The sequence below is a fragment of the bacterium genome, assembly GCA_020444065.1.
Classification (GTDB): Bacteria; Sumerlaeota; Sumerlaeia; order SLMS01; family JAHLLQ01; genus JAHLLQ01.
In genome coordinates this window covers 361,822-374,677 of sequence record JAHLLQ010000003.1, presented here as the reverse complement: position 1 = coordinate 374,677, position 12,856 = coordinate 361,822, and the positions used below count along the sequence as shown (strand labels likewise).

Annotated in this window: 10 protein-coding genes; 5 read left to right on the top strand and 5 right to left on the bottom strand. The window is 60.6% G+C overall.

Annotation, left to right across the window (positions count from 1 at the left end; genetic code table 11):
* Window positions 1-2: 2 nt before the first annotated feature.
* Both KQI84_09300 and KQI84_09295 read left to right on the top strand, forming a co-directional pair.
* On the top strand, window positions 3-725 hold the full coding sequence (locus tag KQI84_09300; protein ID MCB2155071.1) for a pyridoxine 5'-phosphate synthase: 723 nt from the start codon (window positions 3-5) through the stop codon (window positions 723-725).
* Window positions 726-962: 237 nt separating this feature from the next.
* Window positions 963-2,288, top strand: a complete 1,326-nt coding sequence (locus KQI84_09295) for an MFS transporter (protein MCB2155070.1) — start codon at window positions 963-965, stop codon at window positions 2,286-2,288.
* Between the two features lie 195 nt (window positions 2,289-2,483).
* Here the strand turns inward: KQI84_09295 and KQI84_09290 are convergent, their stop codons facing one another.
* The gene (locus KQI84_09290) at window positions 2,484-2,945 is read right to left on the bottom strand and encodes a biopolymer transporter ExbD (GenBank protein ID MCB2155069.1); all 462 of its coding nucleotides are present in this window, start codon (window positions 2,943-2,945) and stop codon (window positions 2,484-2,486) included.
* The gene (locus tag KQI84_09285) at window positions 2,945-3,631 is read right to left on the bottom strand and encodes a MotA/TolQ/ExbB proton channel family protein (GenBank protein MCB2155068.1); all 687 of its coding nucleotides are present in this window, start codon (window positions 3,629-3,631) and stop codon (window positions 2,945-2,947) included. The genes KQI84_09290 and KQI84_09285 overlap by 1 nt, the downstream gene beginning before the upstream one ends.
* Before the next feature lie 88 nt (window positions 3,632-3,719).
* Between KQI84_09285 and KQI84_09280 the strand changes: the two genes are divergently transcribed.
* Window positions 3,720-4,877 (top strand): fused response regulator/phosphatase, encoded by a 1,158-nt coding sequence (locus KQI84_09280; GenBank protein ID MCB2155067.1) that lies wholly within the window; start codon window positions 3,720-3,722, stop codon window positions 4,875-4,877.
* On the opposite strand, the gene KQI84_09275 is transcribed toward KQI84_09280, so the two are convergent.
* Complete coding sequence (locus tag KQI84_09275) at window positions 4,874-6,829, bottom strand: M48 family metalloprotease (protein MCB2155066.1); 1,956 nt, start codon at window positions 6,827-6,829, stop codon at window positions 4,874-4,876. The two genes, KQI84_09280 and KQI84_09275, sit on opposite strands and share 4 nt — an antisense overlap.
* Window positions 6,826-9,417 carry a hypothetical protein gene (locus KQI84_09270; protein ID MCB2155065.1) on the bottom strand — a complete coding sequence of 864 codons (2,592 nt, stop codon included), beginning with the start codon at window positions 9,415-9,417 and terminating at the stop codon, window positions 6,826-6,828. Before KQI84_09270 ends, KQI84_09275 begins: the two co-directional genes overlap by 4 nt.
* Before the next feature lie 332 nt (window positions 9,418-9,749).
* Here KQI84_09270 and KQI84_09265 point away from each other — a divergent pair, with 332 nt between their 5' ends.
* Window positions 9,750-10,229 carry a DUF1232 domain-containing protein gene (locus tag KQI84_09265; GenBank protein ID MCB2155064.1) on the top strand — a complete coding sequence of 160 codons (480 nt, stop codon included), beginning with the start codon at window positions 9,750-9,752 and terminating at the stop codon, window positions 10,227-10,229.
* 551 nt (window positions 10,230-10,780) lie between these two features.
* Here KQI84_09265 and KQI84_09260 read toward each other — a convergent pair.
* On the bottom strand, window positions 10,781-11,590 hold the full coding sequence (locus tag KQI84_09260; protein MCB2155063.1) for a hypothetical protein: 810 nt from the start codon (window positions 11,588-11,590) through the stop codon (window positions 10,781-10,783).
* 177 nt (window positions 11,591-11,767) lie between these two features.
* On the opposite strand from KQI84_09260, the gene KQI84_09255 reads away from it, so the two are divergent.
* Window positions 11,768-12,775: a DUF4384 domain-containing protein gene (locus KQI84_09255; GenBank protein MCB2155062.1), complete on the top strand. Its 1,008-nt coding sequence runs from the start codon at window positions 11,768-11,770 to the stop codon at window positions 12,773-12,775.
* The last annotated feature ends 81 nt before the right edge of the window (window positions 12,776-12,856 follow it).

The window sequence follows — 12,856 nt, the reverse complement described above, 5'->3', positions numbered from 1 at the left end:
ACATGATCAAACTCAGCGTAAACGTGAACAAAATCGCCACGTTGCGGAACTCTCGCGGAGGCACAGTGCCCTCCGTCACGCGCTTCGCCCAGATGGCCATCGATGCCGGCGCGCATGGCATCACCGTGCATCCGCGCCCAGACGAACGCCACATCCGCCGCACCGACGTCACCGATCTCCGTCCCCTCTGTAAGGCCGTCGAGTTCAACATCGAGGGCTATCCCGACGAGCGCTACTGCCAGATCATCGAGGAGACGCGCCCGGACCAGGCGACCCTCGTCCCGGACCCGCCCGGCGTCTTGACAAGCAACGCCGGCTGGAAAGCGCGCGAGCACCAGGCTTTCCTACGCGACACGATCGCGCGCCTCAAAGGCGTCGGCGCGCGCGTCTCCGTGTTTATGGAAACGAATCTTGCTGAAATCGATGCGGCGCGGGAAGCGGGCGCCGATCGGATCGAGTTCTACACAGGCCCGTTCGCCGAAGAATTCGCCGCCGGCCGCGGCAAAGCCTCCTACCAGGAATTTGCAACCGCCGCCCAGCACGCCGTCGACATCGGCCTCGGCATCAACGCCGGTCATGACCTGGATCTGGAAAACCTGGTCCTGATGCGCAATCTCCCCGGCCTGGCGGAAGTCTCCATCGGGCACGCACTCGTCAGAGACGCCCTGCTGATGGGCTGGCAGAAAACAATCGGCGAATATCTGCGCGTCCTGCAGGAGAAGTAGCCCGCCGGGACATTGGCGAAAGCGGAAGGGGAGGCAGACGCCGATAGCCTCTGCAACTGACCGCGGATGAGAGGGGCACCAAAGCGCAGCGGTCCCCGAAGGGGGCATAGCTGAATGGCCCCGGGTGACCGATCAGCGGGAGGGAACCCGGGGAAATCGTCCGCTTCCATTCGTCCCCGGAGGGGGCGAACAAGTCATGCCCGAACAACTCGACACAAACACATACGGAACAACTCCTTGAACGACCCGAACCACCCAACCCCGCCGAATCCGCCCGAGCCGCGCGACCCGCGCATGTCGACAACGACGGCGTTCTCCCCAGAGGCCGTCCCGACCAAGCCCGTCGGCTGGCAACAGACCTTCCGCGCGCTCGGCGTCCGGAACTTTCGCCTCTTCTATATCGGCCAGGGAATGTCTCTCGTCGGCACGTGGATGCGGCGCACCGCCATGGGGTGGCTCGTCTTTGAACTCACCGGCCGCATGGATCTGCTCGGCGCCGTGATGGCCTTGTCCCTCGCGCCGCTGTTCATCCTCGCCCCGATCGCAGGCGCCATCGCGGACCGCATGGAGAAGCGCCGCCTCATCATTTACTCCCAGATTCTTGCGGCGATTGTCTCCGGGACCATCGCCATCCTTGTCGCCACCGACACCATCCAGGTCTGGCACCTGATGGTCCTGGCCACGATCGCCGGCGTTGCATTCTCCTTCGAGGTCCCACCGCGCCAGGCTTTCGTCGTCGAACTCGTCGGGCGCGATAACCTCATGAATGCCATCGCGCTCAACTCCGGCCTGGTGAACCTGGCCCGCGTGATCGGGCCGGCCTTGGCGGGCGTTCTGATGAACACGGTCGGGATGGCGTGGTGCTTCGGCATGGATTCGATCACGTATTTGATTGTGATCGCGATGTTGCTCAAGCTTCGTCTCCCCCGATTCGAGAAGAAAAGCAGCACCGTCTCCCGCCTCGAGCATCTCCGCGGCGGCCTCCGCGAGGTCCTCGTGAATCGCCGCGTGCGCGTCGTCCTCAGCCTGCTCTTTTTCGTCTGCGTCTTTGGCTGGTCCTTCAACTCGCTCATGCCCGGCATCGCGCAAGATTACCTCAAAATCGACGAGAAGCGCTACGGCATCCTGATGGCCATGTTCGGTGTCGGCGCCACGGTCGGAGCGCTCTTCGTCGCCAGCCGCACCGAGCACGCAAACCGTCGCATGCAGCTCTTCGCAGGCGTCGGCGCCATGGTCGTCGGCCTCGGCTGGGTCTCCTTCATGCACTCCTTTGCGGGTTTCATCATCCCGCTGCTGATTGCCGGTTGGGGCGCCGTTACGTTCATCTCGACCGCCAACACCGTTGTGCAGATCAGCGTGGCCGACGAAATCCGCGGCCGCGTCATGGGAATCTGGGCCTTGACCTTCGGTGGCTCCATGCCCATCGGCTCGCTGATTGCCGGATTCGTCGCCGAATGGCTCGATCCGTTCATCACCGTCAAAATGTTCGTTGTCATCCTGGGGGGTGCTGCACTACTGATTTACCGAAGGTTGCCGCCGCGACATTCTGCAGCGGGGCCGTGAAGGGTTCTCCCCCACCCGCGTAGAACAATCAGGGCCGGGGGTATCGCCCACTTCTCCTCAGGAGGACGTTATGAGACCGACCGAAGCGCCACCCGTTGTGCAATCCGGGACGATTCTGATTCTGGGACGCTGATCTGTAAGGGGTTATGTGCTCCTGGGAGCCGCGTGAGCTTCACCGCTCGCGATCAATGAAGCCTATTCATCCACCTGCCCCTCCGGCCCTGCTGGAGGGGTTTCTTCATTCCGGATCATCGGCGTCACCTGCAGAATTCCCGCCTCGCGACAGATATCCGTCACATCGATGATGCGCTGCCACGCCAACTGTCCGTCGCTCGCCAGAATCACCTCTTCGGCGCCGTCCTCGGCCGCCATTTTCAACTCCACCGCCAGGCCCTCGGCCGTGATCTTCTCACCCTTGAAGAACAGGTCCCCCTCGCGCGTCATCGTCACGCGCGGGATCTCCTTCTCGGCGGGGCGCGCCTCGGCCGTGGTCGAGGACGGCAGCGTGATCTCCAGGAAGCGATCGCGCTCGCGGATGTTCGTCGCAAGAATGAAGAAGAAGATCAGGTTAAAGATAATATCCAGCAGCGGCGTCAGATTCAACGTCGCCCCGATGTTCTTCAGCCCGAGGGGATCGCTGCGACGGCGACGCGCCATCAATCGGACTCCTCACGCGGGATCGATGTCGTGCTGCGCGAAGCCTGCTCGAACCCGATCGCCCGCAGCACCACATGCAGCGCATCCGAGCCCTCGCGCTGCAGAATCACCTGCTCATACGTGTTAATCCGACGCGCGAAGATATACAGAAACAGGAACGCCGGAATCGCGATCGACAGGCCCCACGCCGTCGTCAGCAGCGCCAGGTTGATGCCCGTACTCAGCTCGCGAATCGACGGATCCGCCGACGCCGTGAAGTCCCGGAACGTTCGGATCATGCCGAACACCGTGCCGAGCAACCCCATCAGCGGCGCGACATTGTAAACAACGGCCAACTGGCTGTTCCGTTGCTGAACCGCGGCGCATTCCTCCTCGATCTCCGTCCGCAGCAACTCCGCCGGATCCGCGTCTGCCTTGAACTCCAGGTGCCGCAGAACCCGCCGCAGAATCAGCCCGATGCTGTGATTCTCCGACTCCAGCATCTCCTCCGCCTTGCGGTGCGAAATCCCCGTACCCAGCTTCTGGGCCAGCCGCTGCGCGTAGTTCCGCGGGCAGATTCGCCCGCGCCGCAGATTGATGAAGCCCTGGATCACGAAGGCGATCATCAGCAGCGCCAGCGGCACCAGGAAGATCATCATGACGCCGCCGTTCAATACATATCGTTGCAACGCTGTTTCGGTCGGCATACAGTCTCCGGGGTGTGAGGAAAATCGTCCGCCTGCCGCCGAGCCGAGAGGCCCGACGGCCGCAAACGTCCGCATTTGAGGCCATACCATGCCCGGCAGCAAGGCTCATATCCTCGTCGTCGATGATAACGAGTACAACCGCGAACTCCTCGTCCAGGATCTCGAGGACAGCGGATACCAGGTTCAGACCGCCGCCTCGGGGCTCGAAGCCCTCGAGCTCATCGAGCACAACCTCCCGCAAATGGTCCTGCTCGACATCATGATGCCAGGGCTGAGCGGCATCCAGGTCTGCCAGATTTTGCGCTCGAAACACCGCACCCAGGATCTCCCCGTCATCATGGTCACCGCGAAGGCCGACTCGCAGGACGTCGTCGCGGGCCTCCAGGCCGGCGCGAACGATTACGTCACCAAGCCCATCGACATCGATGTCCTCCTCGCCCGCATGCAGACCCACCTGAAGCTGCGCGAACTCCAGGTCGAATCCCGCCGCCAGAGCGAACGCCTCTACCGCGAACTCGCCGCCGCCCGCAGCGTCCAGGAAAGCCTCCTGCCTAAAGCCGAGCGCCTCGAAGAAATGCCCGGCTCCTATGGCCTCGAAATCTCCGCGCTCTGGCGCCCCAGCGAAACTCTCGGTGGCGACTTCTGGGATCTCGTCTCGCTGGCTGACGGAACGCTTGGAATTATGCTGATCGATTTCGCCGGTTGCGGTGTCGTGCCGGCCCTCAACACCTTCCGCATCAAGACCTTCCTGCAGGGCCAGTGCACCGGCCTTTACAACGCGATGCTGACCACCGCGCGCATCAACGCGCACCTGATGCTCACGCTCTCGAAGTGGGAACTCGCCACGTGCATCTATGCGCGCTACAACCCCGACCGGTTCCAGTTCACCGTCACCTCCGCCGGCCTGCCGTATCCGCTCGTGTATCGCATGGGCACCGACTCCGTCGAAGTCATGCGCGTCAGCGGCCAACCCGTCGGCGCGTTCCAGGACGCGACCTTCGAAGAAACCAGCGTCGCCCTCGAAGAAGGCGACAAGATCGTCTTCTACACCGACGGCCTGCTGAAATGCCGCAATGACGACGGCGAGCTCTATCCCGACACACGCATTCGCGATCTGCTGGCCGAATACGGCGCGCACTCGCCCCAGGACATCGTCGATGTCATCTCCAAAGACGTCGACGCCTTCACCGGCTCAACCACCCGCCGCGATGACCTGACCGCTGTTGTCATGCAGGTTGTCAACTAGCGCTTTCCCGTCCATGGATCGCGTCGATAAATACGACTTCCCGGAACGGAAGAAAGCCGGTTGCGTGGACGAGCCGAAGTTCGACTGAAACTCCCTACAAGAAGTGGTGGATTCGTGCAACGGGCGAGCTCCTGAATCAGACGGGCATCTCTCTCGCGCGTATCCTGAAGGGGCGAGCGCTTGAATCGAACCAGTAGCACATAGCACGGGATGTCGCTTAGAAACTCGACACGCTTCTGCGCCAGCCAGGCCTCCTCGATCACTCCAGTGCGTTCCAGGATGACACAAAGCCTGTGGACGAACTCTGCGCTCAAGTCGTGTGGGGAGAAGTAGTCGTCGACGTGGATGTCGCCGCGCTCAATCCCAGCCTTCTTCAGGTCCAGGTTCAGCGCCTCGATCTCCTTCTCGGTCGCATCCAGTTCATCAAAGCGTCCAAGCTTCTCGTAGTACTCGAAGAGAGCACACAAAGCGTCCTTCCTGCATGAAGTACTACTGGCCGAGGCGCGCTTCAGAAGTGGGACCGCGCGATCATCCTCACCATTTCGCAGATAGAGTCGCCCAAGCGCGAAATTCGCATCCGCATGTTCGGGATAATCGCGCAGGAACTGCTCCGCGATTTCAACCTTCAGGGGCTCCGACGAACGATTCATTCGGCATGCCGTGAGGATCCATGCCTCATTCTCCGTCAGCGGCTCTTCCTTCTGACTCAACTCGGCGATCTTCGTTTGCTCGAACTTCCCGCGCTCGTGTGCCTCGCGCCATCCCTGAATCACGTCCGCCTTCCACATATTTGAGAACAACGTCAGATAGTGCTCGCGCGCGGCCGGAATGAGAAGCTGCACAAAGGACGACTCCTCTGCACTGATCGGCTCGGGAAAATCATAGATCTCCGGCGTACGACCGCCGAGCGCCACAACTCGCTCCCGAAGGCAAGGATGGTCTTCCCAGATAATCGTACGACGTGAAGCGAGGTTCTTGCGAATCAGTTCCTCTTCAGCCTCGTCCAGAGGCTTTCGCATCGCCTCCTCGATCAAATCATAAACGCGAGCCGGAGGAAGATCATCCTCGTTCGCCCGCCGCCAGACCGTCGGCCAGAACACGCGCACCATTGCTTCGTGCAGGACCTCGGCGCGATACAGCGATCGAACCGCCGTCTCCTTGTTGGTCAATGACATGCCGATGGCGTCAGCTTCGAATTCGTGGTGGCGCCTCAGGAATCCTGCCCGCGCGCTGAGCCCCCTCCAATAACGTTCCGAGAGATGCTTTCTCATGAAACGCACAAGGAACCTCGTTGGTCCGCGATCAAGCATCGTTTGATCAAGACTTTGGTTCAGCCCGCCCCATGATTGACCGAGTCGAAAGAGCCACCGGCCAAGACGCGTATGCCGACCGATCAAATGACCCAATTCGTGGCCGATCGTGTCACGCAACTCGTCCGGCGGATGCGCCATCATGAAGGCCATCCCAACCACAAGAGTGTTCACGGGGTAGCCAAGCAAACCCAGGCGCGGCCAGGAACTGATGCCTGCATTGTGTTCCGGAACAATGACAATTCGGTGAATTTCCGGCGCACCCAATGCCTCGCGAACCTCTTCCACCATTTCGAAGAGGCCCGGCGCTTCCTCTCGCGTCAGAACGTAATCGTTTGATTCCGGCTCCCTGATGAAAACGATTTTCGACAACAGAAAGACGTAAATGCCGAGCGAGATGGCTCCGCCAATATAGAGCATGATCGCACCATCGGAACCATCCGTCTTTGCCATGAGCGACAAGTAGTACGAGAGTGCTCCAATCAGTACAGCAAGCACCACGAAGATCAGGTGAATGAATGTCAGCATCCATACATAACCCCAGATGCCGTATAGCCACCCGCCAACGATCACGCGACGAGGAGAACTCTGCCACTTCGCCTCGAGCTTTCGTACCAGGTCGCGGTAGTGCTTGTTCGTCATTGCGTCGTGTACTTCTCCACCAGGAGAGAAATCGGGCCGAACCCGGAATTCAATTTCTTCGCCGTTGCCCAGTAGAGATCGCGGTGTTCGGGGTAAAGCTCCCCGAGAACAAGGAAGATACACTTCTTATCCGACGGATCGCACTCAAGGCGAACCAACTTCTCCGGCGGAAGAGCCGACTCTTCATTCAGGGCTGCAATCAGGACATCATACTCGCCCGTCGAACCCATCAGATTGACCATCCGCTCGATCATAGCATCGCGTTCCTCAATCGCCCCCGCTCGATTCAGGGCAACTGAGGCAAGGGCAGCGTCAGACAGATCAAAATCGTCCTGCGCTTGCTGAATGATCGCACCCAAATCGCTCGTCTCTCCGTACCACATCTTCCCCAGCATCTCTTTGTGTGGATACCCCGGCGAATAATCTTTCCATCGAGCGAACCACTCCTCGTACTGCCCATCTCGGAATGCGCTTCGTTCCTCTTGTTGCGCAACGAGAGCTTCGATTCCGCTCGCCCCGAAAACCTCGCCCATCATTGCCTTTGCTCGGCGCATTGAGTTCTTGAAGTCTTCCTCTCTCCCCGCCGCCTTTGCGTAAGTAGCCTGAGACGCAATGTCTGCGATGCCGACCTGGCAAAGTCCCAGTCGTGTGCAGGAGTAATCGAAGGCTGCATTGTAGTCCCTCCGTGCAAGCGAGATGGCTTCAGCAAGAAGAAGATAGCCTACATTGTCCGGCTCTTGCGCAATCGCCTTTTCCACGTACTCCTTCGCTTGCTGACTCTCCCCGTAGCAATGGTAGAGAGAAGCCATTCCATACAGGCACTCCGAATTGTTCCCGCCCGCCTCGATACCCCGACGATAGTAGGAAGCAACCTCGTCTGGGTCTGTCGCCAACCTCCCTCTTAGGAACAGCACATCCGGATCGTTCGGGTACTCAGATAGCAACTCGTCATAGATCGCCTCCAGCTCCCCGGGCGGTAGATTGCCTTCAGCCATATTCAACCACGCCTCATGCAAGACAGGATCGATCGGGCGCCTATCGAGGAAGGGCTGGAGAACCTCCGTCGCATCATCGATCGAGGACATCGAACAGAATTCATACATCGCGTCGTAATCGCCCGGATCCAACTTGAATCGGGCGACCATTGCCCGCGCCAGATTCGCATACGACTCGGCGTCAGAGCCCTCTACCGCAGAGACCACACCGGGGGCAAGAATCCATCGCCTCGGATCCACGACAGTCAGTCGCGTCCTCTTGGCGAGTTTATTGTCGGAGAGCTGAAGCTTCTCGGGAAAGCGCTCGAAGACATAGTCCACATGATCTTTCCGAACAAGCACGTCACCGGCAAGAAGGTGAACCACGTTCTCGGGAACCTGCGAAACGGGCATGTCCTTCGGATAGTAATGTGTCAACACGCTCTCCAGCATCGCCGCCTGGTCCGGGTTAATCACGAAGATCGGCGATGCGATCGGGCGTCCGAAGAAACCTGTCTCCACAAGCACCGTCTTCGGCTCAATCTCATAGTCTCCGGGTTCCGGAACGATGTTCAAGATTCCTTCCCGAACTTCAATCGGCACCGGACTTCCCGGATGCAGCCTGATCGCCTCGCCGCCATTCACCCGCACACTGTATGGCTTCATCAGGCCATTTACCAGATAGACCTCCCGGTGTTGGCCGCTATACCATGCCGCAAACAACCAACCTAGCAGAGCCAACAGCAGGAGCACGGGACTGACCATCAGTGCGACCTTCCCTGATGCATTGCTCTTCGATCTCGCGCTCTTGGGGATCGAGCGCAGCTTCTTCGCCTTCTTGCGGATTGGCTTGTTTGTTCCCTGCAGTTTTTCCGACAACTTGCGCGATTTGTTGAAGTCCTTATTCTGCCGAATCTGTGGTACCAGCGCTTCGCACTGGTTCAGCAGTCTAAGCGCCGCGGCGTGATTCCCGATGGCTTGGTGCGACTCCGCTATCTTGTACAGCAACCACGCCTTGTCGGGCTCACCGCGATCGATAATGTGCTGCGCCAACTGCTCCGCCTCATCGGGTCGCCCAGCAAGCGCAACCATCTCGGCAAGGCTCTCCTTGGCCGGCACGTACTCTCCATCTGTCCGCAATGCCGCGCGCAAATTCGCCTCTGCATCTTTGTAGAGCCAAAGAAACCCCTGCGCATCCGCCAGCAAGGTCAACACTTCAGGATTGCGATCGTGTCGCGGCAGGATTTCGCGCGCGAAGTTCGCCAGCCCCTCCGTATCACGCAACGACACGAGTGCGCCGAGACACTCCTTGATCGCTTCTATGTTGTCGGGATCTTCGCGATACTTGCTGATCTCCTTCTCGGAAACCGTAGCGCGTGCTTCCTGCCACTGCTTCATCGACATCACACGATGTCGCCTGCAGCTCAGACACTGATCGAACACGCGAAGCTTCCGCAGCGGGATCAGCGGGATGAATAGAACGACAAAGAAAAGGGTCGTCTCATACGACTTCAGCTTGCCGACTTTTCCGCAAGCCTCGCACGCACCTTCCCGAACGACAATGTTGCGCTCGCCCCAGTAGTGCGTTCCCACTCCATTGAAAGTGAACGGCATGTCCCGCGCCCCCCGACGTCAGGTGATCGAACTTCCGTCACCAGCTTGCCGACGCTGAACCGATGGTCAACCATATTCCACGCCCGTCCACCCCGCTCTCTATCATGAAGAGCGCTCCCAGTCGCAGAATTCGATAAGAAAGGAATCCTACATAGCCGGAAACGTCAGCCCATGGCGTTCGCACAGAATCGGCACGCTGTCGAAGTCCATTTCCAGCTCGAACTTCGCGCTGACCCCGGCCAGCTTCTGCGCATTTCCCAATGCCGCAGAGCAACTCCGAAGAATGCCCCCCGACTTGACATCCCCTAACCCCGCTCCTACAGCTAACCCCCATGACGCCCCGAAATCGCCAGAAGGAGAAGCTCTCGACACGCCTGAAACGGGAAATCCACGTCTGGCGATGCGTCGCGAAGCATCCCCGGACTCCCCGAATTTCGAAGATCCTTCTCGGCGCAGCACTGGCATACATCGCCTTGCCCTTCGACCTGATCCCGGACTTCATTCCCGTCCTCGGTGTGCTGGACGACGTCATCATTGTCCCGGGCCTCATCTGGCTCGCCGTCCGATTCATCCCGCGAGACGTCGTGCAAGAATGCCGCGCACGCGCAAAGCCCCGACAGGAAATCGCCCATGCAGGATCGATACGCCGGCGACATCGGCGACTACATGAAGTTCGCACTGCTGCGCCAACTCGCCGGAACCGATCGACGATTTGGCATCGCGTGGTGGCTGTACGCCGATCCCTCCGAAAAGACCAACGACGGACGCCACACACGCTACCTGCACGACCCCGACAAGTGGCGCGCCCGTGATCCGGAACTCTTCGACGCGCTCAAGAAGATCGTCACAAGCAACAACCGGAGCATTGCGGCACTCGAGGCCGCGCGCCTCCTTCCTCGCGCACGATACGCATCCGACCTCTACCCCACCGTTGCGCGCAGCAACGATCGCCTTGCCGCGCGCAAAGACTGGTTTAGGCGAACGCTCGCAAAACTTGCAAAGGCTGACATCGTCTTCGCCGACCCCGACAACGGACTCGCGCCCGACACGTACTCGCCAACACTCAAGAACGCCGGCAAGAGCATCACCGTCGACGAACTGTGCGCCCTCTCCGGCCCGACGCAACGCCCCGTCGTTGTCTATCACCACCAGACGCGCCGCAAAGGCGGACACCTTCAGGAAATCGAAACGCTCCGCGCGCAACTCGAGACACACGGCTTCTCCACCATCGACGCCGTCCGCTGCAGCGCCTACTCCGCGCGTGTGTTCTTTCTGCTTAACGCCGATGCCGAACTCCGCCGCCGCGCGCAAACCTTCTGCGCCGCATGGCAAAACGAATCGATGTGGTTGCCGGGCAACTGAATCACACCATCAGCAGCACAACCAACGCCACAAAGCGCCACGCGCTGATCGCCACGCCGCACGGAATTTCACGCTCTTTCAATCGATGATGGAGAAGCACCGCAACCGCCCACGCCAGCCACGTCGCGCCCATCGCCAACCATCGAGCGTCGCCGCCGCGCACCTGCACCAGCCACAACAATCCCGCAAGCGCCGTCCCTGCCTCCAAGACCGGACGCGTCCAACGCCCCAGAACCGTCGCCGCCGTCGCCACGCCAGACCGCACATCACCGCGGCGGTCGCGATCGTCCAGCGCCAACGTATCCAGAAACAGCAGCAGCGTGAAGAACGCCGCCATCCCAAACAGAGGCGCGGCCCGTCCCGCGCCGTTTGCATGTCCCAACGCCAGCGGCACGCCGAGCCCACCGATGGCCCACGCGATCGTGATGACGATACTCTTCGCCGCGCCGATCTGCTTCAGCGTCCGGCGCTCCCCACCCCACGGCAGCAACGCAACGACATACCCGACCCCCACCAGCCCCAGCACGAGCAGCAGCAAGTCCGCCGCCGGATCCAGTCGCAGCCGCCCGATAGCCCACGGCACCGTCAGGATCGCCGCCATCAGCGCCGCCCCCACCGCCACGCGGTTTCGAGCGAAAAACTCCGCCCGCAGCGGCTGATTCCGCCAGTCCTCCTGAGAATTGCCCCTCCCCGCGTCCACGACGTACACAAACCACGTTCCGACAAACGCCAGCCAGTACACAGCGCCCGGTAAGTCCACGCCCAGCAGACGTGCACACACCGCCACGAACGCTGCCGAAGAGGCGGCCATCCAAATTTGGCTCAGGTAAATTGTGCCGAGGAGTTGACGCATTCCAGGCCCCGGGAGGAAGATGAAGTAAGCGGGAGCAGTATATGTACCGGCTGGTCGGGAACCTTTTTGAACCCGTCCTTGTCCAATGGATCACCCGGGACATCCGGGAATATCCCCCCAATCGGGAGGCCCATCATGAGAACGCGCACCTTCACCGCCCTTTCGATACTCCTGCTGCTGGCCGCCTCAGTCCTCCAGGCCCAGGCACCGGCCGACAACCAACTGAAAATCGGCCAGGATCAGACCCGCGGCTTCCAACCCGACGTCTCCACCCGTGGGATTGTCGTCGATCCCCTGCCGCCCAACTACAGGCCAGGCAGAATCGATGTCGACGTGTGGACCGATCAAAGCCGCTACTGGATCGGCGAAGACGTCCGCGTCTACTTCCGGGTCGACCGCAACTCCTACATCTACATTTTCAGCACCGACCCCTCCGGCATCACGCGCCAGATTTTCCCCAATCGCTTTGATCCGGACAATCGCGTGCGAGCCGGCGTGACCTATCGCCTGCCGGACAGCAGCTATCGACTCGTTGCCGATGGTCCGCCCGGGCGCGACACAATCTACGCCGTCGCCACCACGCAGCGTTACGGGTGGGTCCATTCCGGGTACGGCATCCCCAGCCGCGGCGGCGACGCCTTCCCGATTCGCGAGCAGGCCCCCGAAGCGCTCTTCAACAATCTTCAGAAGCAGGCCGAGACTGATGCTCAGCAGCTCGTCCGCGAAGAAGCCGAACTCAAGGCCCAGGCCCGCTCCAACGCGCAGCTTCGCATCGAAGTCTCCCCCCGCCCGCCCTGGCATGCTCCCGCATTCGGGCGCGACTGGCACACGATCACAATTACCGGGGATGGATGGTGGCGCGAACCTTACGACCGCGACGGTTACTACCGCGAAGGCCGCGATCGGTATCATTACGAAAGCCGCCACTACGACGACCCGGCAGAACTGGAACTCAAGACCTGGCCCACCAGCGCCCGCGTCTACGTCAACGGCCACTACGAAGGCCGCACGCCTCTCAAACTCGAACTCGCCCCCGGTGACTACAACATCATGATCGAGAAGCCCGGATACGATCGATGGGAACGCCACGTTCGACTCGAAGACGGCGCCGACGAATCGTACCGAATCCGACTACAAAGGTAATCTCCAACCACCGGAACAAATGAAGAGCGCCCGGGCAATCGCCTGGGCGCTCGTTTCTTGTCTAACATGCGTGGAAGCGAA